Consider the following 23,934-nt stretch of genomic DNA (forward strand, 5'->3'; position numbering starts at 1 on the left):
TCCGACGGGCGTCGAAGGGAGATCGAGTGACGGTGAGAGAAACAGTGCGGACCCCGACTACTCTACGCCGACGACGGGGGCCGCCTCGGCGACGTACTCCGTGAGGAAGTTACGGACCACGTCGTGGCCGACGGCAGTGAGGACGCTCTCGGGGTGGAACTGTACGCACTCGATGGGGTACTCGCAGTGGCGAACGCCCATCACGAGTTCTTCGCCGAAGTGGTCTGTCGTCGCCGACACGTCGAAACAGTCGGGCACCTCGGTGGCGACGAGCGAGTGATAGCGCCCCGCCTGAAAGCCCTGTTCGAGGCCGGTGAAGACGCCCTTCTCGTCGTGGTCGACGGGAAACGCCTTGCCGTGAATCGGTTCGGGTGCGTGGCCGATGGAGCCACCGTACTCGTAGACGGCGGCTTCGAGACCGAGACAGACGCCGAGCGTCGGAGTGGTGGGCGATAGCTCGCGGAGTACCTGTGCGGTGACGCCCACGTCGCGGTCGTTCGCCGGATGGCCGGGTCCGGGGCTGATGACCAGTGCGTCGGGGTTCGTGGCGCGCACTTCGTCGAGCGAGGCGGTGTTCTTCAACACCTCGATAGTGAGCGTCTCGCCGCCGAGTCGCTGCTCGGAGAGATACTCCACGAGGTTGTACGTGAACGAGTCGAAGTTGTCGATGACGGTCAGGTTCATTGGTCTCTCTCGACCTCCTCGATGCGGTCGATAGCGGCGAGGACGCCGCCCATCTTCTTCTCTGTTTCCTCGTACTCCTTCGTCGGGTCGCTGTCGGCGACGATGCCCGCGCCCGCCTGGACCGTAATCCGGTCTTCGACACCGCGTGCCGTCTGGACGTCGTGGTCGATAGTCGCCGTGCGGATGACGATAGCGAAGTCGGCGTCGCCGGACCACGAGTAGTAGCCGACGCCGCCGCCGTAGACGCCTCTCGGACTTCGTTCCAACTCGTCGATAATCTCCATCGCTCGGACCTTCGGCGCACCCGAGAGCGTCCCGGCAGGAAACGCCGCCCGGGTCGCGTCGAAGGCGTCGTATGTCTCACCTAGTGTCCCGGTCACAGTGGACTCGATGTGCTGGACGTGTGAGTACTTCAGGACGTTCATGAACTCCTCGACGCGGACACTTCCGGCCTCGGAGACCCGCCGGACGTCGTTTCGCGCGAGGTCGACGAGCATCGTGTGCTCCGAGCGCTCCTTGTCGTCGGCGAGCATCTCGCCCGCGAGTCGGCGGTCCTCGACGGGGCTGTTTCCTCGTGCGCACGTGCCCGCGATGGGGTTCGAGACGATTCGTCGCCCCTGCACGGAGACGAGCGTCTCGGGACTCGCGCCGACGATAGAACGGTCGCCGTGGCTGAGCAGGTACATGTACGGCGAAGGGTTGACCGCGCGCAGGGCTTCGTAGAACCCGAGTGTGTCGATGTCGCCCGTCAACTCGCGCTTTCGGGAGATGACGCCCTGATAGATGTCACCGTCGAGGACGTGCTGTTTCGCCTTTCTGACTGCGTCTTCGTACTCGCCCTGTGGGCCTGCGGTCTCGCCGGTTCGGCGGAAGCCGCCGGTCTCCGGTTCGTCGGCATCGGTCAGGACGTCGGCGACACGAGTCGCTTCGGCAGCGACGTCGTCGTAGACGGCTTCGGCGTCGTCGTCGGGGTGGACGATAGGTGTACAGACGAGCGAGAGCGTCCCCTCCGTCTCGTCGAAGACGAGCGTCTTCGTGGTGAGGACGAACTGGGCGTCGGGGAGCGAAGTGGGAGACGGCGACTCTCTGCTGTCGGTTTCCGGGTCACTCTCCGGACGCTCGACACCGACCTCGTCCAACCAGAGGTCGTAGACGGCGTCGTAGGCGAGAAAGCCGACGAGTCCGCCGTCGAGATGTTGACGGTCGGACTCGGGAAAGCCGAGACGCTCGACGTTCGGGAGCGTCCCGCGGAGTTTCGCGAGCACGTCGCCGTCGCCGGGGGTGAGCAGGTCGGCGATTCGGTCGTCGAGGGCGTCGACCTCGGTGCCGTCGGAGGTGACGGTGACGACGGCCTCGGGGTCGTAGCCGACGAACGAGAAGCGGGCGTGTTTGTCCGCCGAGGCGGCGCTCTGGGTGTTCGGCGTGAACGCACCCGCGGGGTCGCTGGAGGCGACTTTCTCTGCGCTCTCCAAGAGGAAACTGTACTCGCTCTCGTCGGTGAGGGCGGCGTAGGCGGTCAGTGGAACGACGTCGACGTCGAGAGTGGCCGCGACGCGCGCGACGGCCGGCCCGTCGGCCGACTCGACCAGTTCGACGAACTCCTCCTTCGAGCGGTCGAGCGTCACTTCCGCACGCTGGTCTTCGAGGTTCGGCGTCATTGCGGCGGCACCTCCCGGTGCTGGACGGCGTTCTCGACGAACGCTCGGACAGCGCCGTGGTCTTTGACGCCCCCACCGCTTTCGACACCGCTGGCGACGTCGACGGCGAAGGGGTCGACGGTCGAGACGGCCTCGGCGACGTTCTCGGGCGTGAGTCCCCCCGCCAGAATCAGCGGCGACGAGAGTGACCGCGCGAGGTCACGTGTCTGCTCCCAATCGTGCGTCTCGCCGGTTCCACCCGCCCCGGAGTCCGACGTCGAGTCGACGAGGAGGGCGTCGGCCACGTCGTCGTACTCGTGGGCGCGTTCCTCGTCGTCGGCGTCGACGACGGGGACGACCTTACAGCCAGTCTCCGCGCGGACGAACTGCAGTTCCTCGGTGTCGAACTCCGCGTGGAGTTGGACGACGTCCGGTTTGACGACGCGCGCGAGGTCGACGGCGCGAGCGGCCGAGTCCGGCATCAACACGAGCGTCGTCGACACGAACGGCGGTGTCTCGGCGGCGAGGTCGGCCGCGACGCTCGGGTCGACGTCACGTGGGGTGTCGACCGGAACGTCACAGATGAGACCGATGGCGTCCGCACCGACGTCGACGGCTGCTCGGAGGTCGGCACTACGAGTGATGCCGCAGATTTTCACCCGGACCATCAGTCGCTCTGCGGGACTTCGATAGCGTCCCCGCGGAGGTCGTCCAGTTTCTCGGCGGCGTTCCCGCAGTCGATTGCCTCGCGAGCCTGGTCGACACCCGCTTCCAGCGAGTCGGCGAGGCCGGCGACGTAGATGGCCGCCCCCGCGTTGGCGAGGATGATGTCGCGTTTCGCGCCGGCCACGTCGCCCGTGACGATGCCTTCGAGGTCGGCGGCGTTGTCGTGCGGCGTCCCACCGGCGACGGCCTCGACGGGAGCCTGGTCGAGGCCGAGGTCGCTCGGTGTGAGCGTGTACTCGGTGATGTCTTCGCCGTCGACTTCGGCGACGACCGTCTCGTCGTGGATGCAGATTTCGTCCATACCGGAGCCGTGGACGACGAGTGCGTGTTCGACGGGCATGTGCGAGAGCGCCCGTGCGATGACCGGGACGAGATCCGGGTCGTAGACGCCGAGAACCTGTGCTTCTGCACCTGCGGGGTTCGTCAGCGGGCCGAGGATGTTGAACACGGTTCGAATTCCGAGCTCCTTCCGTGGGCCGATGACTGCCTTCATCGCCGGGTGGAACACCGGCGCGAGCATGAAGCCGATACCGTCGCGCTCGATTGCCTTCTCGACGGCCGGGGGTTCGGCTTCGACGTCGACGCCGGCGACCTCCAGCACGTCGGCACTCCCGGAAGAAGAAGAGACGGAGTAGTTACCGTGCTTGGCGACCGCCGCGCCTGCGCCCGCGGCGACGATGGCGCTCGTCGTCGAGACGTTGATCGTGTCGTAGTCGTCGCCGCCGGTGCCGCAGGTGTCGACGAGCGGTTTCCGGTTCGGTTCGATTGTTCGCGCGGCGTTGCGCATCCCCTGTGCGAATCCGGCGATTTCGGTCTCCGTCTCACCTTTGGCGCGCAGTGCGGTCAGCAGTGCGCCAATCTGTGCATCCGTCGCCTCCTCGAAGACGATACGTGCTGCCTCTCGTGCCTCGTCGAGGCAGAGGTCGTCTCCTTCCGTCACCCGCTCAATATACTCCTGCATTGTAGTCACCATTGTACGAGTTCGTCTTACGATGTACAAATTCGTACATCAACTTAAGGTTGTCGTCGGGACAGGTTCCTGCGGGAGAATCCCGAGCGTCCGTCGTGTGTCGACACGAAACACGGAGTCAGCGCTGTTGGCAGTCGACCACGGACGAGTCGGACTCACCCGGACGGTTTCGCCGATATTCGCCGATATTCGCCGAAATCGCGAGGAAGCGACGGATTCCGAAAGCTTCAACTAGCAATCGGCGGTAGAGTGGAGTGCGCTCAGACGGGGCGTGAATGCAAGCACACCGGGTTGGTGGTCTAGTCAGGTTATGACACCTCCTTGACATGGAGGAGGCCGGCAGTTCAAATCTGCCCCAACCCACTGGCTTCTCTCCGAACCGTCGAGCGATGGACGCACATCGGGTTGGTGGTCTAGTCAGGTTATGACACCTCCTTGACATGGAGGAGGCCGGCAGTTCAAATCTGCCCCAACCCACTACATTTTCGCGACGAACTTCCCGGCGAGCACCTCGTGTGCTCGCCACTCGTGAGTCGCGTGAATTCGTCCCGTTGGGAAGGTTTGAGCTCGGGAGTGAAAGGAGCGCAGCAACTGGAACGACCACAGTTCAGATCTGCTCCAGCTCGCTTCTAACGGACGCGACAGTGACGAGCGGTGCGCAAGTCGCTTGCGACCTCGACACTGAAGGAGATGGTCGAGGCTGACTGTAGAATCTACCATACCGGTTGTTCGGAATGTTCGTTCGAGGGGCATACGCGCCACATCTGGTCCGTCAGCAGCGTTAATTGACTGTGACGCCTACTGTTGTAGGTTATGATCAACCACATACGACGTACGAACAGAGTGACACGTGTCGAGTACGGCCTCATGCTCATCTTCGGGACGCTGTGTATCGCTGCCGCATTCGCGCCGCTCGAAGAGTCTATGCGTATCGCAACCGTCGGTACCCTCTTCGGGTTTACTGCTGGGCTGTGGGTGTCACACCTCGTGCAAGTACTCCAGCGCGCTGCTGAGACGGCGAAAGCGGACGTTGTGGGGTGACTGATGAGCCAGCCAGAGCAACTCACAGACCAGCCTGAACGTACCGCCGACGTGGAGGCCAGAGCGACTTTCCTCGACCGTATCGAGTTCCTTACCGGGGAGGACCCCACCGTGGGGTCGTTCCTCCTCGTCGTCGGAATCGTGACCTGCGTGTTCATCGCTCTGTTTCAATTCACGCTTCCGACCCCAGTTGCGTACCTGCTTACCGCCGGTGTACTCTTCGTCACCGTCCTCAGCGCGATCGTGGCATCGCTCCTCGATAGTTTCGGTTACTTCAGTCAGCCAATCACAACCGACACTGCGGAGTCAGACAGTCATAAGCCGAGAGGTAGACCGTGGGTTCCCACAAAGAGAGTCTCAGCACCACTGCCGCCGTTGGTCAACTTCGACGCCGAACTCCGAGCGTACGCCGATATGTACGGGGGGAACCTCCCGAACGAGTTCGATTCGTTCATCACCGACTACCTCCGGTTGAAGACGAATACGACGAACCGTGCCACCATCGCGAGCGACCTCCGAGCCGACCTGAACCCAATTGGGACTCTCTTCGAAGCAGGTTCCGAGGGAGAACGCCTCTACGAAGACATCTCTCAACGACTCTTCCGCTACATCAGTAACAAGAGTGGTCACATCACCGTAGACCGAGTCGCGTTCTACGACGAGGGTGGCATCGAAACCGACGTCAAGACCATCAGAAACGGCCTCGCTCGCGTAGAGCTCGCAGTCACCAACCAAGGTGAACCCGCCGAAGTCGAGATTACTGTCGAACTGTACGATAGAAACGGTGTCGCCATCTCTAGTCGTACCTGTGCTGCGGGTATCGTCAGCGCCGGTGCCACAAAGGTACTCAACACTGAGGTCTTCGTCCCTTCGGATACCGAACGCGAGGGCACGACTATCCGTATCTCGGATCCACGGCAGGCTGCTACGGACGTCAAACTTCGCGGTGAGATGTGAGGATCGAAACGCAGTAACGATGGTCTTGCTCGACGGCGACTCGGAGTGAGCGCCACGTCGAGTACGGACGTTGGTCATCCGCCTTCACTCCGAGGAGCGAGACAGACGACCACATCCGGCACGAAACGCCGACCGGACAGCCACACCCGGAGCGGGTGTGGCCGAATCGATGGTGGCATTCCGGTGCAGCTCACGCAATACACGTGAGCAACGGGAGAGAGACGGTTCTCGTACTTCAATCTTCACGTCGTAATATCCGTCAGGAGAGACTCCTCACGCTATTGAAAGCGCACGAACGACCGTCTCAGGACGGCCGTTCCGCGCCGGAATGCCACCGGTCGCCTGTATTCGCTCCGGGTCAAGAAACGAGCAGTCAACCGGGATTAATGGTAGGGCGGGCAGCGGTATGCCTCTCTTGGTTCGGTGTTGCAGACACTTACATACCCACTACGTTTTGACCGTCGAACCGGGCGTCAGAGCGGGAGAGAGTTCAGTTCGATGCGAGCAAGCCGACGACGGCATCCTGCAGGTCGAACGTGCCGCTTTCAGGGTAGTTGACCCGGTCGAACAGGTAGGTGGCCTGGGTGTCGTCGACGGGCGTGTCGTCGCCGACGGATGCGTACGAGCCGTCGAGCTGTTTCTCCTACGACGTTCGCGAGACGATGTACGGAGGGTGACCACCATTTCGTCACTGGGATGCGAAGACGGCAAGCGAAAATCGACCGCTGTGGCACGAACTTTCAAGAGTCCACGCAGAGTAGGGGAACGTTGTGCTATGAATATTACTGATATCGCGATTCCGGAGTACGTCGAGGTCGAGTCCGACGAACGTCTCGGAAAGATTCGCTCTATCTTCGAGCGGGAGAACCCGAAGGGAATCATCGTCGTCGAGGACGGGGAGTACGCTGGCGTCATCGGTGAGAAACAGCTCATTCAGTCGCACATCGACGACGACACGAAGGCAGCGGCGCTGATGAAGTCCGCACCGAAGGTCGACCGGAACGAGGACGTCCGGGAGGTCGCACGGATGCTCGTCGAGGGCGACACCAAAATTGCCCCGGTCTACGAGGGCGAGAAACTCTGGGGAACCGTCACGGGCGACGCTATCCTCGAAGCCGTCATCGACAACCTCGACGCGCTGACCGTCGACCAGATCTACACCGACGACATCATCACCGTCACCGAAGAGGACCGCATCGGCAAGGCCATCAACCGTCTTCGCGAACACGGTATCTCTCGCCTCCCCGTCGTCAACGAGAACGGAAAACTCACGGGCGTGCTGACGACTCACGACATCGTCGACTTCGTGACTCGGCGGATGAACCGCCAAGGCAAGGGCGACCGCCGCGGCGACATCGACCGGATGCTCGACCTACCGGTCTACGACCTGATGACCAGTCCCGTCTTCACGACGAACCCCGGCGAATCCGTCGACGACGCCGTCGCGAAGATGTTCGAGCGCGACGTCGCCGGTCTCGTCGTCACTCCGACGGACAGCGACGCCGAGGTCATCGGCGTGCTGACCAAGACCGACGTGCTACGCGCGCTGACCTACACCGAAGAAGAGCAGATGGACGTGCAGGTGACGAACATCGGCCTCCTCGATACGATGTCGCGAGAGTCGCTCGTCCAGTCTATCACCGAAGTGGTGGACAAGTACCAGGAGATGCAGGTTCACCACGCGCACGTGCGCTTCCACGAACACAAAGAGAAACTCCGCGGCACTCCGCTCATCCAGTCGCAGGTACGCCTCCGAACCAGTCACGGTCAGGTGGCCGGTTCGGGTGAGGGCTACGGCGCAGAACACGCCTTCCGCGTCGCCCTCGACAAACTCGAACGCAACGTCCTGGAGATGAAAGGGCTCAACGCCGACGAAGAGTACCGCGGGCAACTGCTCCGCAAACTCGGCGAACTGTAGCCGTCGCTCTCGGTTCTCGGCCCTTCGAACCGCCACGACTATCTCACTTTTCAGGTCGACCGACTCGTCAGCGACGCCCTCTTCTCGTCAACGCGTACGCGAGGACGGTCATCAAGAGACCGAACGCGCCGACTCCGGCACCGGCTATCGTCGTCGGTCAGTCGTCCATTACTCGCATGTGTGGTAGTCGACCAAGGCATCTGATCGAATGAACTGTGGTCTACAAGAGAATAGACGAGTAGAGACGTTCGAACACACCGACCGAGAACCGTCTAGCATACAGTGTGGTACAGTGTACTCACTGCCCGAACGGTAGCAAATTTGGAGAACGTAGAAGGTGGCCGTCTCGCCGACGCCGCGAGTCAGAAGCCGTCGGTGCCGGTCATCCCACCGTCCGTAATCTTGAACGTCACCGACTCACCGGCGGCTTTCGCGCGGTGCTTCTCTAACGTCGCTCGGCGGTTTCCGCCGCGAAACCGGTCCAGTCGGAGCACCGCGCCGGTCCAGTGTTCGAGCGTGTGTCCACCGAGTGCGCGGGTCATATCGCTGTCGGGGTCCGAGTAGACCTGGTTCGTGAGGACGACGGCCAAGTCGTGTTTCCGCGCCAGCGACAGCAGGTGTGTCACCTGCCGGGCCACCCGGCGCAGGGACTCGCCGTCGTCACCGCCGCCACCGGTGCGTTCGAGTCGGTAGAACCCCGTCGCGCTGTCGAGGACGATGAGGTCTGCGCGTTCGGCGAACTCGGTGACGTCGCGGACGGCCTCCTCCTGTTCTTCGAAGTCGTACACTTCGGTGATGATGAGTCGCGACGTTATCTCCTCGAATTCGGTTGCGTCGTCGGTGCGCGTCTCGACGAGTTGGCGGAAGCGGTCGAGCGAGAGTCCTTCGCTGTCGATGTAGACGGCAGTTCCACCGGACGCGGCGACGTCGACGGCCGCCGCCAACGCGAGGTTGGTCTTCCCCGCCGCTGGCGGGCCGTACACCTGCGTCACGGTACCGCGCTCGAACCCACCGTCGAGGAGGTCGTCGAGCGGCGCACACCCGGTAGAGACAGACTCGCTCACGGCCGAAGTTGGCGCGTTCTCCGCAAAAAGCCCTCGGTCGTCCGCTCGGTCCCCGACACGCTTTTTCTCCACCCCGGCGAACGTCGCTCGTGATTGTCGTCGCCACCGATGACTTCGAACTCTACCACGAGGCCGTGGGCGAACTACGTGAACGCGGTGTCTCGTTCACGACGGTTCGACCCGACGAGGACCTCCCCGACGGAACTCGTGTCGTCATCACCGCGCCGACGGACGAACTCGAACCGAGCGACGACGACGGGAGACCCGTCCACGTCGTCGTCGACGCCGACGACGCCCGCCACGGTGTCGAAGAGGCACTCGCTGCACTCCGAAGTGACGAGGGACGAACGGTCGTCGGTGTCGACCCGGGTCCGCGTCCCGGTATCGCCGTCCTCGTCGGTGAGGTAGTCGTCGCCGCGTTTCACGTCCCACTGGCCGACGCCGTCGATGTGATTCACCGTGAAGTCGAAGACACGCCGGACGCACTCGTCCGCGTCGGCGACGGCGACCGACTCCAGAGCGCGAAACTCATCAACGACCTCACGGACGTGCGCGTCGAGATGGTCGACGAGACGGGGACGACGCCCTACCTCGGTACCGGCGCACGAGGGATGGGAGACGTACTAGCCGCGGTCAACATCGCTCGACTGGAGGGCGAAGCCGTCGAGAACAGAGAGATCGAACCGACGCCGGGCGAACTTCAGCGCATCAAAAACGAGTCGCGAGCGCAGTCGGTGGACAACCGGACCATCGACGAGACGCTCGCTCGCCGCGTCGCCTCGGGCGAACTCACAATCGACGAGGCGCTGGAAGTCCACCGAAACGGGCAGACTCAGTCCGACGAAACCGAAGAGTAGAGCTACTCCGTCGTCCGAACCGCTTCGACCGCCCGTCGCATCACTTCTCGAACCGAGAGGTCCGTCTCGAGGGCGACGGTGAGAGCGTCGTCGTACTCGGCGCTGTAGTCGTAGACGTCGCCTGCGGCGTCGCTGGCGACTTTGACCGCGACGTCGTACTCTTTGCCTCCAATATCGAGTGTCGCCGTCTCGAACGACCGGGAGGCGACCCACCGGTGGCCTGCACCGTGTTCCCGGACACCGAGCGTCCCCGTCTCCTCGGCCAGCGTGCGAGCGACTCGTTCGGCGTCTTCGGGTTTGACGATGACCTTCACGAGATGGCCGGGGCGGGCCTTCTTCATCGTCGCCGGGAGGATAGAGACGTCGCGAGCGCCGACGGCGGTCAAGGTCTCCTGCAGACTGCCGAGCACCTCCGGCGGCGTGTCGTCGAGATTCGTCTCCAAGACGGTTATCTCGTCGCGAGTCAGTCCGCCACCGCCGTCGCCGACGAGTGCGCGGAGGACGTTCGGGTGGTCGGGGAACGTGTAGCCACCGGCACCGTAGCCCGAACTGTCGAGTTCGAGCGTCGGGAGACTGTCGACACCCTCGGCGAAGTGCGCGAGGATGGCCGCCCCGGTGGGGGTGAGGAGTTCGGCCTCGACGGGGCCCCCTTTCAGCGACCAGTCGGCACGCTTGGCGATTTCGACGACGGCGGGCGTCGGTACGGGGTAGACGCCGTGGGCGATGTCGACGTCGCCGCCGCCCGTCGAGAGCGGCGTCGTCACGACGCGGTCGACGCCGAGGTCCGCGAGGAGGAGACAGACGCCGACGACGTCGGCGATAGCGTCATCCGCACCGACTTCGTGAAAGTGGGTGTCGTCTAATTCGGTGCCGTGAACCGACGCCTCGGCCTCGCCGAGAATCTCGAAGACGGCGAGTGCGTCGCGTTCGACGTCGGCCGGGAGGTCCATCTCGCCGACGAGTTCGACGACTTCGCGGTAGGTGCGGTGCGGGCCGTGGCCTTCGGCGTGTGTGTGGTCGTGCTCGTGTTGGTGGTGTTCGCGGTGTTCGTATTGGTGTTCGTCGGACTCGTGACTGTGGTCGTAGCCCTCGCCGTGAGCGTGTTCGTGACCGTTCTCCTCGGGGTCGCTGTCGCCGTGGTCACCAACTGTCTCAGTCAGCAGAACGTCGACTGTCGTCGCGAGAATCCCGTTCTTCTCGGTCGTCCCGACCTCGTAGCGAACGTTGAGTGCGTTCTCGACTGGAGAGAGCGAAGCGGGGTCGGCACCGGCCGCGACGAGTGCGGCGAGAAGCATGTCGCCGCTGGCACCCATCCGGCCGTCGAAGGCGAGTGTGCGCATACCGAAGCAGTCGGACGCAAGGACAAAAGCGTCTCCGTCCGGCGGCGGGGAGAGGTCGCTTTCGTCTGCCGAACCCGGTAGGGATTTGTACGACCCAAACGTATGTGCTAACAGATGACATACATGCGATCGAAAATGGGAGGCAGCAAAGCACTTAACCGGTGCCGAGGCGGAGGAGAACGTATCCCTGCAAGTGAATCATGAACGAAGTTCAACTCGAAGTGGCGAAGGCGTACCCGAACGACTCGGGTCGTGGCATCGCCCGTCTTGACCCGGATACCCTGCTTCATCTGAAGCTCTCTCCCGGAGATATCATCGAAATCGAAGGTGCAGAGACTACCGCAGCGAAGGTGTGGCGTGCAGACCGGCAAGACTGGAACACCGATACGGTTCGTATCGACGGCTTCACCCGCCAGAACGCCGACGTCGGCATCGGCGAACGAGTGACGATTCGGAAAGCCGAGGCCAAGAAGGCCGAGACGCTCGTCCTCGCCCCGCCGGAAGAGGCGAGCGTCCAGTTCGGTTCCGACGCCGCCGGGATGGTCAAGCGGCAGATTCTCAAACGGCCCGTCGTCGAACGCGACATCGTCCCCGTGATGTCGAGTACCAACCACCCATTCATGCGGTCGCCCGGTCAGGCGATTCCGCTCATTGCCGTCGAAACCGACCCCGAAGGCGTCGTCCTCGTCACCGAGGACACCGAAGTCGAACTCCGCGAGGAGCCGATTTCGGGCTTCGAGAAGGCCAGCGGTGGTATCTCCTACGAGGACATCGGTGGTCTCCAAGGCGAGATTCAGCGCGTCCGCGAGATGGTCGAGTTGCCGATGAAGCATCCACAGATCTTCAAGAAACTCGGCATCGAGCCACCACAGGGTGTGCTCCTCCACGGGCCGCCGGGGACCGGGAAGACCCTCTTGGCGAAGGCTGTCGCCAACGAGACGTCGGCGAGTTTCTTCTCTATCGCCGGCCCGGAGATTATCTCGAAGTACTACGGTGAGTCCGAACAGCAACTGCGCGAAATCTTCGAAGACGCCAAAGAGGAGTCGCCGGCGATTATCTTCATCGACGAACTCGACTCCATCGCACCCAAGCGTGAGGACGTCACGGGTGAGGTCGAACGCCGTGTCGTCGCTCAGTTGTTGACGATGATGGACGGTCTGGAGACCAGAGGCCAAGTCATCGTCATCGCGGCGACCAACCGTGTCGACTCCGTCGACCCGGCGCTTCGCCGCCCGGGTCGATTCGACCGCGAAATCGAAATCGGCGTCCCGGACGAAGTCGGCCGCAAGGAGATTCTGCAGGTCCACACCCGCGGGATGCCCCTCTCGGACGACGTCTCGCTCGACTACCTCGCCGACGAGACTCACGGCTTCGTCGGTGCCGACATCGAGAGCCTCTCGAAGGAAGCGGCGATGAAGGCGCTCCGACGCTACCTGCCCGAAATCGACCTCGACGAGGACGACATCCCGCCGAGTCTCATCGACCGGATGATCGTCAAGCGCGAGGACTTCAACGGGGCACTCGGCGAAGTCGAACCCAGCGCGATGCGCGAGGTGCTCGTCGAACTACCGAAGATGTCGTGGGACGACGTCGGTGGCCTCGAAGACGCCAAACAGCGGGTCAAAGAGAGCATCGAGTGGCCGCTCACCTCCCGTGAGAAGTTCTCGCGGATGGGCATCGAACCACCGGCGGGTGTCCTCCTCTACGGGCCGCCCGGCACGGGGAAGACGCTCATGGCGAAAGCCGTCGCCAACGAGACGAAGGCCAACTTCATCTCCGTTCGTGGGCCGCAGCTACTCTCGAAGTGGGTGGGTGAGTCCGAGAAGGCGATTCGACAGACCTTCCGCAAGGCGCGGCAGGTGTCGCCGTGTATCATCTTCTTCGACGAACTCGACAGCCTCGCGCCCAGTCGGGGTCAGGAGATGGGCAACAACGTCTCCGAGCGCGTCGTCAACCAACTGCTGACGGAACTCGACGGCCTCGAAGAGCGTGGCGAAGTGATGGTCATCGGCGCGACGAATCGACCAGATATGATCGACCCGGCGCTCATCCGCTCGGGACGGTTCGACCGTCTCGTGATGATTGGCTCGCCGGGCGAGGAAGGCCGCGAGCAGATTCTCGACATCCACACCGAAGGGATGCCGCTCGCACCGGATGTCAGCCTCCGCGAAATCGCCGAAATCACCGAGGGCTACGTCGGGTCCGACCTCGAATCCATCGCCCGTGAGGCGGCCATCGAAGCCCTTCGCGAGGACAGCGACGCCCAAGAAGTCGAGATGCGTCACTTCCGCAAGGCGATGGAGTCGGTTCGCCCGACCATCTCCGAAGACCTGCTCAGTTACTACGAGAAGATGGAAGAGCAGTTCAAGGGTGGCGGCCGCGAGCAGTTCACCGAACACCGCGACGGTCGTATCGGGTTCCAGTAGTCACCGTCTCGTCTCTCTCTTTTTATCGTCTCTCGAACGTTGTGAAGTCCGTTACACGAGTCGCTCTCGGAGTGGTGTCGACAGCTAACAGAGACGTGAGAGGAGTGAATCTCACTCGGCCGTCGTACTGTCGGCCGCACTGCTGGCTGCTGTAGCCTCGTCGACCGGAACCATCACGTCGGTGATTTGCGGGAGGGACGTTTTCGTCTTTCCGAGCCAGTGGTACGTCGTCTGATACTGGAAGCCGACGACGTCGAAGAGCGCCTCGACTTTATGGCGGTCGTCTGGGTCGACCTTGACGAGGTGACAGACTGGTTGGCCCGGGAGTACCATCGGGTTGGCGAGGACCCCTGCGAGGAAGCCGGTGAACGGAGCAGTGACGACGTGCTCTTCGGTTCCGAAGTGGTTCGACACGGTACAGATGGTCTCTCCCTCGTCGACGATAGGATAAGGCCCGAACTGCCACTCGACGAGGCCGCCGTCGTCGGCACGAATCCACGTCTTCTCGCTGGATGACGAGATGACCTTCGACCACGTCTGTTCTTTCGGCGTGACGGTCGGTAGCATACCGTAGCTGGCCATGACGTTCTCGATACCGGCCAGTGCGTTCTCTCCGAGGAGGGGTTGGAAGCGGTGTGCTTCGCCCATCTCGACGGTGATGGTGGGGATACCGTCCTCGCTCGCCACCCGTCGAAGCATTCCGGACGCACCCTCACTAGACATGAACAACGCCGACCCGAACGCTCGGGCGAGACGGTCGACGGCTGGGTCGTCCATGTTGGCTCGGACGTGGTACGTCGTCATTCGGTTTCGCGTCGACGTGTGGAAGTCGATTCCCATGTCACACTTACTGAGGAATCTCTCGTAGAGCACGTGAGCCATGCGCTGTGCGTCGTTTCCGTTCGGCTTGCCGGGAAACGCCCGGTTCATGTCGAGGTCGTATCCCGGAATGTATCGCTGTTGGGCGACGTAACCGGGAACGTTCACCACGTGGATGCAGACGAGCGTCCCGTGGATGTCCGTCGGCTCGTACCGCTTTACGACCTGCTGGATGACGTTTACCCCGTTGAGTTCGTCACCGTGGACTGCGGCAGTCACGAAGAGTCGGGGACCGGCGTGGTCGCCGTTGATGACCGTCACCGGAACCTCGACTGGGTGGCCGAGGTAGCTCTCTCCCACCTTGTACATGAAGTGACGCTTCTCACCCGGTTGTACCTCGGCGTCGTACCGGAAGGGTCGAGGTGTGGTGTATTCGTGGTCGGTGTCTGTGGAACTCATAGCACCCTTTCTAGAACGTCGATTCAGCGGATAATCGTTGGTCGTGGCCGACGAGACTGTGCCGAGTGAAAGAGCGTCCAGTTTCGGAGACGTGTCTCTCTGTCTGCCCGACTATCTTCGGAGACCTGCTCAGCAACTCCGAGAAGGGAGCAGGTCGACCCGGAGGGGTCGCTCCAACAGTTCACGACTGCCGTGACGACCGAACCACCTCGGGTTCCAGTGGGCTTGGAGGCCAACCACTCAGACACTCACCTCACGTGGCCGTCGAAGCGTGGATGCGCAGATACACAGACCCACAGATACGCAAACGCCTTCGCCATCCGCTGTCTGTCGAAACGCGACGATTTATCTACGTAATCTTTGATTGGTTCGGTATGCATGCTCGTCGTCCGCTGATCCTCGCGAGCGTCGTCCTCGGCGTGCTCATCGGGTCGCTCTCCGCTATCGGGCAGACACTCCCCGTGCTGGCAGGGCAACCCGGCATGGCCGGTTCCGTCACCGCCGGTGTCTCGATTGTGATGTTCCTACTCTCGCCCGTTTCGGTGTTCGCCATCGGTTACTGGATTGGCAACCGCACTGACGTGCCGAGCAACTATCCCCGAATCAGCCTCCTGATGGGTCTCTTCGGTGGCTGTGGCTCTTTCGTTGGCTACGTCGCAGTGCTGTTCGGCGTCGCCCCAGGCGTAGCTACACAGCTACCAGTCCTGCTGAGCGGCGTCTACAGCGCGGTGGTTCGCGTCGTCGACTTCGGTGTGACGGGACTCGCCGGTGCAGCGGTCGCACACTTCAGGCGAGTCGAGCAACCGTAAGCCGCTTCGGCGACGGAAAACGCAGAGAAGAGACGACTAGTAGAGCAGTTCGTCGTTGTTCTCGATCATGTAGAGCGTCCGCGCGGCGATGTTGACCGTGTGGTCGCCGACGCGTTCGATGTCGCGGATGGTGAGGAGGAGTCGCGAGACCTCACGCATCACCGACTCGGCGTTGGTGTCTTCGTCGAGTGGGTCGCTTTCGAGGAGGTCACGGACGACGAGTTCGCTCGCTGCCTCACACATCGCGTCGAGGTCGTCGTCGCTGTCGGCGATGTCGTGACAGTGTTCGGCGTCTTCACTACTGTAGGCGTTCATGGACTGTTCGAGCATGTCGAGCGTCGTCTCGCCGAGTCGCTGGATGTCGACGTCGGGGAAGACGTCTTTCTCGGCCTCCATCGCGTAGCCACCGAGGTTCGTCGCGAGGTCGGCGATGCGTTCGAGGTCGGTGATGATCTTGAACGACGCCGCGATGAACCGGAGGTCGCCAGCGACGGGTTGCTGGAGCGCCAAGAGGTCGATACAGTCCTGTTCGAGGTCGAGATACATCCGGTTGATCTCACCGTCTCCCTCGATGACCTCTTCGGCGAGTCGTGCGTCTTTCTGTTCGAGTGCGTCGAGGCCTTTCCGAAGGCGCTCACCGACGATTTCGCCCATGTAGAGGACGTCTTCGCGAAGGTTTTCTAACCGCTCTTGATATGCGAGGCGTGCCATGGACGGTAGTTGAGTCGCGTGACTGTTAAATATGCTGTGTCATACATAGACAACAATAGTTCGTGGAGAACGCCACGCATTCGGTCGACTGTGAGGAGACAGCAGTCGCTCTCGACTCTGAAAAGCGAGAGAACGAGCGTGGTTATCCGAACTTGCCGGTGATGTAGTCTTCGACCCGTTGACTCTCGGGGTTCTCGAAGATCTTCTGGGTGTCGTCGAACTCGACGAGTTCCCCACCGGTCAGGAAGACGGCCGTCTTATCGGAGATACGGGCCGCCTGCTGCATGTTGTGCGTGACGATGACGACGGTGTACTCCTCTGCGAGGTCGGCGATGAGGTCTTCGACCTGCGAGGTCGCGACCGGGTCGAGTGCCGACGCCGGTTCGTCCATCAGGAGCACTTCGGGGTCCGGCGCGATGGCGCGAGCGATACAGAGACGCTGCTGTTGGCCACCGGAGAGGTCCGTCCCGGACTCGTCGAGACGGTCTTTGACCTCGTCCCAGAGTGCAGCGCTCTTCAGCGCGTCTTCGACGCGCTGGTCCATGTTGTCGGTCTTCCCCTGCAGGCGCAGACCGTAGGCGACGTTGTCGTAGATGCTCTTCGGGAACGGGTTGGGGTGTTGGAACACCATCCCGATGCGGCGGCGGAGTGCCACTGGGTCGACGTCCGAGTCGTAGACGTTCTTCCCGTTGAAGAGCAGTTCGCCCTCGATTCGGGCGGCGTCGACGAGGTCGTTCATCCGGTTGATACACCGGAGGAACGTCGACTTCCCACAGCCCGACGGACCGATCATGGCCGTCACCTGTTTCTTGGGAATCCGCATGTCGATGTCGTTGAGCGCCTGGTCGTCGTTGTACCAGACGTTGACGTTCCGTGCTTCGATGACGGTGTTTGCACTCGTGACGGACCCGCGGCCACTCGACTCGTCTAACCCGCCGCGACCCGGGTCCGTGTCGATGAGCTGGTCAGATTCGGTGTTGGTTGTCTCCGGGTCGCTCGTGGTCATGTTCTCTTGACTCATGGTTTAACTCTCGTTCTGATATTTGTTGCGCACGAGGATTGCCACGGAGTTCATCGTGAGCAACACGATGAGCAGCGTGACGACACCCGCGGCGACGACACCGTACCGGAAGGCATCACTTGGTTGGGACGACCAGGCGTAAATCTGGAGCGGCATCACGGTGACGCTGTCGAAGTAGCCCGTCGGGGGAGCGAACGTCGTCGTCGCCGCCCCAATCATCAGCAGGGGAGCCGTCTCACCGATTGCACGCCCCAGCGCGAGAATCGTCCCCGTCAGGATACCGGGGAGAGACTGCGGCAAGACGACGTTCCGAATCGTCTGCCAGCGCGTCGCGCCCATCCCGTAGGACGCCTGTCGAAGCTCGTTCGGCACCGACCGAATCGCCTCCTGTGAGGAGATGATGACGATGGGCAGGATGAGCAGCGACAGCGTGATAGACGCCACGAGGACGATACCGAGGCCCAGACCGAGCCCGTTGATGAAGAGCGCCAGTCCGAGCAGTCCGTACACGACGGAGGGAACGCCCGCGAGGTTCGAGATGTTCACCTGGATGAGACGCGTAATCTTTCCGAGGAGACCGGAACTAGCCGCGTACTCTTCGAGGTAGATGGACGTCGCGACGCCCAGTGCGAGCGTCATGATGGCGACGTTCGTGATGACGAACACCGACCCGACGATGGCCGGGAACAGTCCGGCCTCCTCGGCGCTGAGCTGTGACGGCGGGTTCGTGAAGTACGACCACGTCACCCAACTCTCGGGCTGGGCGACGGCCACCTGCTGGACGACGAACGCACCGAGTAACATCCCACCGAAGATGACGACTGGCATCAGGAGACCGGCCACCCCGTCGTGTCCCGTCCGTACCACGCGGGCGACGTACGCGAGGGTCGGCGCACCGACGAAGAGGCCGAGCAACAGCGTGACGTCGCTGTTGAGTCCGGTGAGAGCTGGGCCGGCAAGCGCGGCGGCGACGGCGATGGCGAGCGTACCGACGGCCGTCGCGACGGCCGCATCTCGTCCGTCGCGATTCAGTGCACGCGACCCGAGGAGTGCGGCGACGGGAACGCCGAGCGTCCAGAGGTAGATGATCCACTTCTGGGGGAACGTCGCCAGCGGCCCCTTCAGGAACACGCCGAGCATCGACCCGACCGCGAAGACGATGGGCGTGAGGAGGTTGGCCTGTTGCCACTCTTTCATCCGACCGTAGATGAACACCAGTGCCGCCGGGAGCACGCCGACGGTGTAGACGAGCAGCCACTGCTGTGCGTCGAAGATGATAAAGAGGATGGAGAGAGCGAGCGTCGCTGCCAGTCCACCCAGGAGATACAGGAGACTCGTTCCGCCGACGGTTCCGACTGCGCGGTTCTTCACGCCGTAGCCGACGAAGCCGAGCGTCGGAACCACGAGCGTGACGAAGTAGATGAGGAACCACAGCGGGTCGGCCGCTTCGAGGCCGAACGCGTCGACGGCGACGTAGACGAGTAGCGCGGCCAGCGAGAGGATTCCGAGCAGCGACGCGCCGAGCGACAGATACTCGAAGAGGATTCCTTTGAGTTGGCTTACCTCGCCGAAGTCGGTGTCAGATTGTGTTTCGGCTGCCATCTCAGTACTCCTCCCGGTAGCGGCTTGCGATTCGGTCACTGACGATGTTCATGACGAGCGTGATGACGAACAGTACCAGTCCGACGGCGAAGACGGCGTCGTAGGCGGCCGACCCCCCCGAGAGTTCGCCGTTGATGGTGTTGACCATCTGTGCGGTCATCGAGGAGTACGGACGGAGGAACAACTCACCGGGGTGTAGCGAACTCGGCAATCCCGGTTTGCTCCCCATCGCCAGCGTGACGGCCATCGTCTCACCGATTGCGCGCGAGAGCGCGAGGATGAACGACGAGGCGATACCGGAGATGGCCGCCGGGACGACGATGCGCGTCGAGACGTTGAACTTCGTCGCGCCGAGTCCGTAGCCGGCCTGCCGAAGTGAGTCCGGAACGGCACTCATAGCGTCCTCACTGATCGATGCGACCATCGGGATGATCATGATGCCGACGACGATAGACGCCGACAGCGCGTTGAACGTACTGATCGAGGGGAAGAGCGTCGCTTCGAGGAACGGCGTGATGTAGACGATGGCGAAGTACCCGTAGACGACCGTGGGGACGCCTGCGAGTATCTCCAGCATCGGCTTCAGCACCGACCGCATCTGTTTCGACGCGTACTCGCTGAGGTAGATGGCCGTCAGCAAGCCGAGCGGCATGGCGATGAGTGCCGACCCGAACGTCACGATGAGCGTCCCGTAGACGAGCGGGAGGACGCCGAAGCTGTTCGAGAGTACCGACCACTGGGTACCCGTGAGGAACTCTACGATTGAGTAACTCCCGAAGAACGACAGGGCATCGCCGAGCAGTGCGACGATGATGCCGACCGTCGTCACGACGGAGAGCGCAGCGCACGCGAAGAACACGACGTGGTACAGCGTCTCGCGTGTCTGCTGCATGCCTCTGTTACCCGTCAAATCCGGGGGCTGGGACTGTTCTGTCATGGTGTGGTATGAATGAGAGGTGATTGAGTGCCGCTTCGTGTCACATCCGGAGTTCTATATTGAAGGACAAAAACGACCGGATTTGTCCCGACCGCTCCTTACTGTGCGCTCGAGATGGCTTCTTCGAGCTTCGACATCATCTGCTTCTTCTCTTCTTCGCTGTTCGGGACGTAGCCGATCGTGTCCGCGACGAGCGATCTGTCGGTGGACTTCTCGACGAAGAACTTCGCGAACTCCGCGATATGCTCCTCTGCGAGAGCAGATTTCGCGGGATAGGTGAACAGCGGACGGGCGAGCGGCGTGTACTTCCCGGTCTTGGCGTTCTCCAGCGTCGGCGCGATGCAACCGTCGCCGTTGTCGATTTTGAGCGCCTTGACCCGATCTTTGTTCTTCGAGTAGTAGGCGAAGCCGAAGTAGCCGATGGCGTACTCCGACCCGGAGACACCTTGGATGATGGTGTTGTCGTCCTCGGTCGCTTGGTAGTCGTCGGTGTGTCCGGCTTCTTCGCCCATGACTTCGGTGAGATAGTCGAAGGTTCCGGAGGTTTCGGCCGCACCGTAACGCTCGATCTCCTCGTCCGGGAACTCCTCACGGACGTCGCTCCACTTCTCGACGGAGTCGCCGCCGAAGATCATCGAAATCTCTTCGACGGTCAGACAGTCGACGAAGTCGTTCTCGGGGTTGACGGCGATGGTGAGCGCGTCGGTTGCGACTTTGAGTTCGACCGGTTCGACGTTGTTGTTGCCGCACATCTGCGTCTCCTCTTCTTTGATGGGTCGCGACGCGTTGTTGAACGAGGTTTGACCCTTACAGAAGAAGTTGTTGAAGCCGCCACCGGACCCGGTGGAACGGACGTTGATTTTGACGTCGGGGTGCTCTTCGCGGAACAGCTCTGAGACGGCCGTTGCGAGCGGGTAGACCGTCGAGGAACCGGAGATTTCGATGGTTCCCGAGAGGCTTCCGCTGCTTCCGCCGTCCTCGCTCGTCCCCTCGGACGTTCCGTTGGAGCCGCCACTGGAGCCACCGTCGCCGGAGCCGCCGTTACTCGACTCGCCCGTACAACCAGCGATGCCAATCGTCCCGATGGCACCGGATGTCATGAGGAACTTACGCCGGGATACAGCGTCCTGCAGCGTCTTACGCGTCATCACTTTGTTCGTGCCGAGAAGTGAATAAATACCCTGCTATGACAACTATATAGATATGGGTATGCGAACTTTTCTCTGTTATTGCGTTCTCACAGACATACCAGCAGAGACCCATGGGTATTCTCGAAACCCCCTGTTGTCGGAGTCTCGACCATCGTCGGCAGTGTGTGCGCTTTCACCTCGACGAGAATCTCTACGCAGATGTCTAGCACTGAGCGACGAAGATACAGATTGACGCCACGTCGACGAACTTTCGACGAACCCGTATATAGAGATGGGCAGATTTATTGTGTGGTCTGCACCAACGATTCACATGGTCGAGACACGAAAGGTGCAGGTCACGGGCGGGTCGACGTATACAGTGTCGATTCCCAAAGACTGGGCGACCGAAAACGGCGTCAGCGCAGGAAGTGAAGTCGAGTTCTATCCGGAGGGCGACTCGCTCTTTCTCACGCCCCGAACCGACGAGGAACGGACCGAAGGCACGCTCGATATCTCGAACCTGCAGGGCGATGAACTCACGCGCGCGGTGATGACGATGTACGTCAGTGGGTTCGACATCATCGCCCTGGAGAACTCCCGTATCACCAACGACCAGCGCCGAACTATTCGACAGGCGACGCAGGGACTCGTCGGCCTCGAAGTGCTCGAAGAGACCCGAGACCGAGTCGTCATCCGCGACTTGCTGGACTCCTCGGAACTCTCGATTCACAACGCCGTCACCCGCATGCGTCTCATCGCCCTGTCGATGCTCGAAGACGCCATCGTCGCCCTGGAGGAGAACGACAACGACATGGCCCGCGACGTCATCCAGCGCGACGACGACGTCGACCGCCTCTGGATGGTCGTCTCGCGTATCTTCCGGGCGACCCTCCGCACCCCCAAAGCCGCCGAGGAACTCGGCCTTCCCCGGGAAATCTGCTTCGACTACCACTCCAGCGCCCGCCAGTTGGAGCGTATCGGCGACCACGCGACCAAGATTGCCCACCTCACGCTCGAACTCGAAGAACCCGTCCCCGACACTGTCATCCAGGCACTCGCCGAACTCCACGAGGACGCCGTCTCCGTCATCGACGGCGGGATGGACGCACTGTTCACCGACGACAGCGTCGAAGCGACGAGACTCGCCAACGAGGCCCGCGAAGCAGTCCAAGAGATAGACGAACACGCCCGCGCCATCGACGAACTCCTGCGTGACCTCGACCCCGCCCGCGCCCAGATGCTCGGTCTCATCGTCGACTCCGTCTCCCGAAGCGCCGACTACGGCGGCAACATCGCCGAGACGGCCCTCCAGAAGGCCGCGCCGACACCCTGAGCCGTTTTATCGCTCTCAGTGCTCGTCTGCGACGACGGCGAACCGCTCGACGACCGTCGCCACGTCGGCCGGAAGCGACGTGAACCAACCGACTTCGTCGACGTCGTCGTCCGTCGCTCGGAGTGTGCCGTCGAGATAGTCCGCCTCGAAGAACGCGCCCAACGAGTGAATCGTCTCGTCGCGTTCGGCGGCGACCCATCGTTGGTGGTGAAGCACTCGGAGACCGACCACCGAACACTCGACGCCAGTCTCCTCTCGAGCCTCTCTGACCGCCGTCTCGGCGAACGTCTCACCGTCCTCCCATCCACCGCCGGGAACGCCCCACTCGCCGGTGTCGGCCCGGCGCTGGAGCAAGAGATTCCCCTCGGCGACGACGAACGCCGCTCCACCGTGGAGATAGCCGTCGGATGCCACCCGGGCCATGTCGTCGAACCGTTCGCGAGAAATCTCGAACGTCTCTTCGAAGACGGGAGCGGCGGCGTACTCCTCGTGTAGCGCTCGCCGGTGTGCGTCGACCTGTCGTCTCGTCTCCCGTGTCAGTGACATCGGCGCGAACTGATGTCTCCTACGTAGATGACGCTGGTGGTCGCATCGACAATACTATTAACCTCAGAAAGAGTTTTAATAACATGACGCACAACGACCATACCGACGGCGCTCGGAACTTCCTCGACGGGTCGACCGTCGGTATCGTGAGCCTCGTCGTCTTGCTCGCGCTCTCGGCGGTGGTGATTCGAGCAGGTGTGTGGGACCTGCTCATCATCTCGTGGGCCGCGTTCGTCGCCATGGCCGGTGCGGGTTTTCTCGCGACGTACACGCGACGTGACCACGCCGAGACGCTCGTCTGGGGATACGGACTCGCCAGTGGGGCGATGATTACGAGTGCCGCCGTCTTCCTCGTGCCGCAAGCTATCGGCGTCTCGGGCGGGACGCCTCAGTACGGCGGGTTCGGTATCGCGCTCGGACTCATCGTCGGGTTCGGGTCGCACACCGTCGGCCACCGACTCGCCCACATGGACTTGCCGCTCGACAGGACCGTCGCCGAACTCACCGCCCACGCTCTCTCGGCGGGTGCTATCATCGGCCTCATCTACGGCAACATGGACGTGGGGCTGACGCTCGGACTCGCTATCGTCTCGCACAAGGGTCCCGCAGGCTACGCCGCCGCCGACAGACTGGCCCGAAACGGCCGAGGCTGGAGCGTCCTGCTCCTCCCGGCGGCCGGTGTCGGCATCGCGGCCATCCTCTCCAGTCTCGTCGCCATCCCGGCGTCCGGCGCGATTCGTGGTATCGTCTTTGGGTTCGCGGCGGGCGTGTTCCTCCACGTCGCGATGGATTTCCTCCCGCGGTGTGAAATCGGCAGCGAGATTCACGACGTGTTGAAAGTCGAAGGCGACGCCCACCACCTCCTCGACAGACTCCGGATGCACGCCGTCGCGAGCACCGCTCTCGGTGGGTTCGTCGTCTTCGTCGCGTGGGCCGTCCTCGTCTGA

General features: G+C 62.4%; 21 protein-coding genes and 2 tRNA genes. 10 read left to right on the forward strand and 13 right to left on the reverse strand.

Annotated features, from left to right (window positions below):
- Positions 1–57: 57 nt before the first annotated feature.
- From trpG to trpD, 4 genes are read right to left on the reverse strand one after another with little or no spacing between them, the layout of a single operon-like run.
- Positions 58–684, reverse strand: coding sequence for an anthranilate synthase component II (gene trpG / locus BM083_RS03565; RefSeq protein WP_089865834.1), 627 nt, complete (start codon positions 682–684; stop codon positions 58–60).
- Positions 681–2,342, reverse strand: a complete 1,662-nt coding sequence (trpE, locus tag BM083_RS03570) for an anthranilate synthase component I (RefSeq protein WP_089865836.1) — start codon at positions 2,340–2,342, stop codon at positions 681–683. The genes trpG and trpE overlap by 4 nt, the downstream gene beginning before the upstream one ends.
- On the reverse strand, positions 2,339–2,989 hold the full coding sequence (locus BM083_RS03575) for a phosphoribosylanthranilate isomerase (RefSeq protein WP_089865839.1): 651 nt from the start codon (positions 2,987–2,989) through the stop codon (positions 2,339–2,341). Before BM083_RS03575 ends, trpE begins: the two co-directional genes overlap by 4 nt.
- Positions 2,989–4,008 carry an anthranilate phosphoribosyltransferase gene (gene trpD / locus BM083_RS03580; RefSeq protein ID WP_089865841.1) on the reverse strand — a complete coding sequence of 340 codons (1,020 nt, stop codon included), beginning with the start codon at positions 4,006–4,008 and terminating at the stop codon, positions 2,989–2,991. The genes BM083_RS03575 and trpD overlap by 1 nt, the downstream gene beginning before the upstream one ends.
- A 297-nt stretch (positions 4,009–4,305) precedes the next feature.
- Here trpD and BM083_RS03585 point away from each other — a divergent pair.
- The 5 genes from BM083_RS03585 (at position 4,306) to BM083_RS03605 (ending at position 7,933) form a co-directional block, all read left to right on the forward strand.
- Positions 4,306–4,380, forward strand: a tRNA-Val gene (locus BM083_RS03585).
- 39 nt (positions 4,381–4,419) lie between these two features.
- Positions 4,420–4,494: transfer RNA gene (locus tag BM083_RS03590), tRNA-Val, on the forward strand.
- Between the two features lie 366 nt (positions 4,495–4,860).
- Positions 4,861–5,058: a hypothetical protein gene (locus tag BM083_RS03595; RefSeq protein WP_245756843.1), complete on the forward strand. Its 198-nt coding sequence runs from the start codon at positions 4,861–4,863 to the stop codon at positions 5,056–5,058.
- Positions 5,059–5,061: 3 nt separating this feature from the next.
- Positions 5,062–6,015, forward strand: a complete 954-nt coding sequence (locus BM083_RS23645; RefSeq protein ID WP_218148922.1) for a TOBE domain-containing protein — start codon at positions 5,062–5,064, stop codon at positions 6,013–6,015.
- A gap of 775 nt (positions 6,016–6,790) precedes the next feature.
- A complete protein-coding gene (locus BM083_RS03605) occupies positions 6,791–7,933 on the forward strand; it encodes a CBS domain-containing protein (protein ID WP_089865848.1) in 1,143 nt (380 codons plus the stop codon).
- 362 nt (positions 7,934–8,295) lie between these two features.
- Here the strand turns inward: BM083_RS03605 and radB are convergent, their stop codons facing one another.
- The gene (gene radB, locus BM083_RS03610; protein ID WP_049894079.1) at positions 8,296–8,997 is read right to left on the reverse strand and encodes a DNA repair and recombination protein RadB; all 702 of its coding nucleotides are present in this window, start codon (positions 8,995–8,997) and stop codon (positions 8,296–8,298) included.
- 89 nt (positions 8,998–9,086) lie between these two features.
- Between radB and BM083_RS03615 the strand changes: the two genes are divergently transcribed.
- Entirely contained in the window at positions 9,087–9,854 is a 768-nt protein-coding gene (locus BM083_RS03615) for a hypothetical protein (protein WP_089865851.1), read from the forward strand.
- 2 nt (positions 9,855–9,856) lie between these two features.
- Here BM083_RS03615 and larC read toward each other — a convergent pair whose 3' ends face one another.
- Positions 9,857–11,194, reverse strand: a complete 1,338-nt coding sequence (gene larC, locus BM083_RS03620; RefSeq protein WP_089865854.1) for a nickel pincer cofactor biosynthesis protein LarC — start codon at positions 11,192–11,194, stop codon at positions 9,857–9,859.
- 200 nt (positions 11,195–11,394) lie between these two features.
- Here larC and BM083_RS03625 point away from each other — a divergent pair, with 200 nt between their 5' ends.
- On the forward strand, positions 11,395–13,620 hold the full coding sequence (locus tag BM083_RS03625; protein WP_009376173.1) for a CDC48 family AAA ATPase: 2,226 nt from the start codon (positions 11,395–11,397) through the stop codon (positions 13,618–13,620).
- Positions 13,621–13,731: 111 nt separating this feature from the next.
- Here BM083_RS03625 and BM083_RS03630 read toward each other — a convergent pair whose 3' ends face one another.
- Entirely contained in the window at positions 13,732–14,898 is a 1,167-nt protein-coding gene (locus BM083_RS03630) for a succinylglutamate desuccinylase/aspartoacylase family protein (protein WP_089865857.1), read from the reverse strand.
- Between the two features lie 374 nt (positions 14,899–15,272).
- On the opposite strand from BM083_RS03630, the gene BM083_RS03635 reads away from it, so the two are divergent.
- Positions 15,273–15,707 (forward strand): hypothetical protein, encoded by a 435-nt coding sequence (locus tag BM083_RS03635; protein ID WP_089865860.1) that lies wholly within the window; start codon positions 15,273–15,275, stop codon positions 15,705–15,707.
- Positions 15,708–15,743: 36 nt separating this feature from the next.
- Here the strand turns inward: BM083_RS03635 and phoU are convergent, their stop codons facing one another.
- From phoU to BM083_RS03660, 5 genes are all read right to left on the reverse strand, one after another.
- Positions 15,744–16,418, reverse strand: coding sequence for a phosphate signaling complex protein PhoU (gene phoU / locus BM083_RS03640; RefSeq protein ID WP_009376165.1), 675 nt, complete (start codon positions 16,416–16,418; stop codon positions 15,744–15,746).
- A 142-nt stretch (positions 16,419–16,560) separates the two neighbouring features.
- Positions 16,561–17,439: a phosphate ABC transporter ATP-binding protein PstB gene (pstB, locus tag BM083_RS03645; RefSeq protein ID WP_009376163.1), complete on the reverse strand. Its 879-nt coding sequence runs from the start codon at positions 17,437–17,439 to the stop codon at positions 16,561–16,563.
- Between the two features lie 3 nt (positions 17,440–17,442).
- A complete protein-coding gene (gene pstA / locus BM083_RS03650; protein WP_089865863.1) occupies positions 17,443–19,041 on the reverse strand; it encodes a phosphate ABC transporter permease PstA in 1,599 nt (532 codons plus the stop codon).
- Position 19,042: 1 nt separating this feature from the next.
- Positions 19,043–19,978: a phosphate ABC transporter permease subunit PstC gene (gene pstC, locus BM083_RS03655; RefSeq protein ID WP_049894077.1), complete on the reverse strand. Its 936-nt coding sequence runs from the start codon at positions 19,976–19,978 to the stop codon at positions 19,043–19,045.
- Positions 19,979–20,076: 98 nt separating this feature from the next.
- On the reverse strand, positions 20,077–21,126 hold the full coding sequence (locus BM083_RS03660; RefSeq protein ID WP_089865866.1) for a PstS family phosphate ABC transporter substrate-binding protein: 1,050 nt from the start codon (positions 21,124–21,126) through the stop codon (positions 20,077–20,079).
- A 313-nt stretch (positions 21,127–21,439) separates the two neighbouring features.
- Between BM083_RS03660 and BM083_RS03665 the strand changes: the two genes are divergently transcribed.
- Complete coding sequence (locus BM083_RS03665; RefSeq protein WP_049894076.1) at positions 21,440–22,441, forward strand: phosphate signaling complex PhoU family protein; 1,002 nt, start codon at positions 21,440–21,442, stop codon at positions 22,439–22,441.
- Between the two features lie 15 nt (positions 22,442–22,456).
- On the opposite strand, the gene BM083_RS03670 is transcribed toward BM083_RS03665, so the two are convergent.
- A complete protein-coding gene (locus tag BM083_RS03670; protein WP_089865869.1) occupies positions 22,457–22,987 on the reverse strand; it encodes an NUDIX domain-containing protein in 531 nt (176 codons plus the stop codon).
- A gap of 83 nt (positions 22,988–23,070) precedes the next feature.
- Here BM083_RS03670 and BM083_RS03675 point away from each other — a divergent pair, with 83 nt between their 5' ends.
- Entirely contained in the window at positions 23,071–23,934 is an 864-nt protein-coding gene (locus BM083_RS03675) for a ZIP family metal transporter (protein WP_089865872.1), read from the forward strand.

Source organism: Halogranum rubrum (genome assembly GCF_900114455.1).
GTDB classification, from domain to species: Archaea; Halobacteriota; Halobacteria; order Halobacteriales; family Haloferacaceae; genus Halogranum; species Halogranum rubrum.

Excerpts from the sequence above, each read along its gene's own strand:
- pstB (WP_009376163.1), bottom strand. The coding sequence starts at position 17,439 with ATGAGTCAAGAGAACATGACCACGAGCGACCCGGAGACAACCAACACC.
- BM083_RS03670 (WP_089865869.1), bottom strand. The coding sequence starts at position 22,987 with ATGTCACTGACACGGGAGACGAGACGACAGGTCGACGCACACCGGCGA.
- BM083_RS03605 (WP_089865848.1), top strand. The coding sequence starts at position 6,791 with ATGAATATTACTGATATCGCGATTCCGGAGTACGTCGAGGTCGAGTCC.
- BM083_RS03675 (WP_089865872.1), top strand. The coding sequence starts at position 23,071 with ATGACGCACAACGACCATACCGACGGCGCTCGGAACTTCCTCGACGGG.
- trpE (WP_089865836.1), bottom strand. The coding sequence starts at position 2,342 with ATGACGCCGAACCTCGAAGACCAGCGTGCGGAAGTGACGCTCGACCGC.
- pstA (WP_089865863.1), bottom strand. The coding sequence starts at position 19,041 with ATGGCAGCCGAAACACAATCTGACACCGACTTCGGCGAGGTAAGCCAA.
- phoU (WP_009376165.1), bottom strand. The coding sequence starts at position 16,418 with ATGGCACGCCTCGCATATCAAGAGCGGTTAGAAAACCTTCGCGAAGAC.
- pstC (WP_049894077.1), bottom strand. The coding sequence starts at position 19,978 with ATGACAGAACAGTCCCAGCCCCCGGATTTGACGGGTAACAGAGGCATG.
- trpD (WP_089865841.1), bottom strand. The coding sequence starts at position 4,008 with ATGCAGGAGTATATTGAGCGGGTGACGGAAGGAGACGACCTCTGCCTC.
- BM083_RS23645 (WP_218148922.1), top strand. The coding sequence starts at position 5,062 with ATGAGCCAGCCAGAGCAACTCACAGACCAGCCTGAACGTACCGCCGAC.
- BM083_RS03665 (WP_049894076.1), top strand. The coding sequence starts at position 21,440 with ATGGTCGAGACACGAAAGGTGCAGGTCACGGGCGGGTCGACGTATACA.
- BM083_RS03630 (WP_089865857.1), bottom strand. The coding sequence starts at position 14,898 with ATGAGTTCCACAGACACCGACCACGAATACACCACACCTCGACCCTTC.
- BM083_RS03660 (WP_089865866.1), bottom strand. The coding sequence starts at position 21,126 with ATGACGCGTAAGACGCTGCAGGACGCTGTATCCCGGCGTAAGTTCCTC.
- trpG (WP_089865834.1), bottom strand. The coding sequence starts at position 684 with ATGAACCTGACCGTCATCGACAACTTCGACTCGTTCACGTACAACCTC.
- BM083_RS03635 (WP_089865860.1), top strand. The coding sequence starts at position 15,273 with ATGCATGCTCGTCGTCCGCTGATCCTCGCGAGCGTCGTCCTCGGCGTG.
- BM083_RS03625 (WP_009376173.1), top strand. The coding sequence starts at position 11,395 with ATGAACGAAGTTCAACTCGAAGTGGCGAAGGCGTACCCGAACGACTCG.
- BM083_RS03575 (WP_089865839.1), bottom strand. The coding sequence starts at position 2,989 with ATGGTCCGGGTGAAAATCTGCGGCATCACTCGTAGTGCCGACCTCCGA.
- larC (WP_089865854.1), bottom strand. The coding sequence starts at position 11,194 with ATGCGCACACTCGCCTTCGACGGCCGGATGGGTGCCAGCGGCGACATG.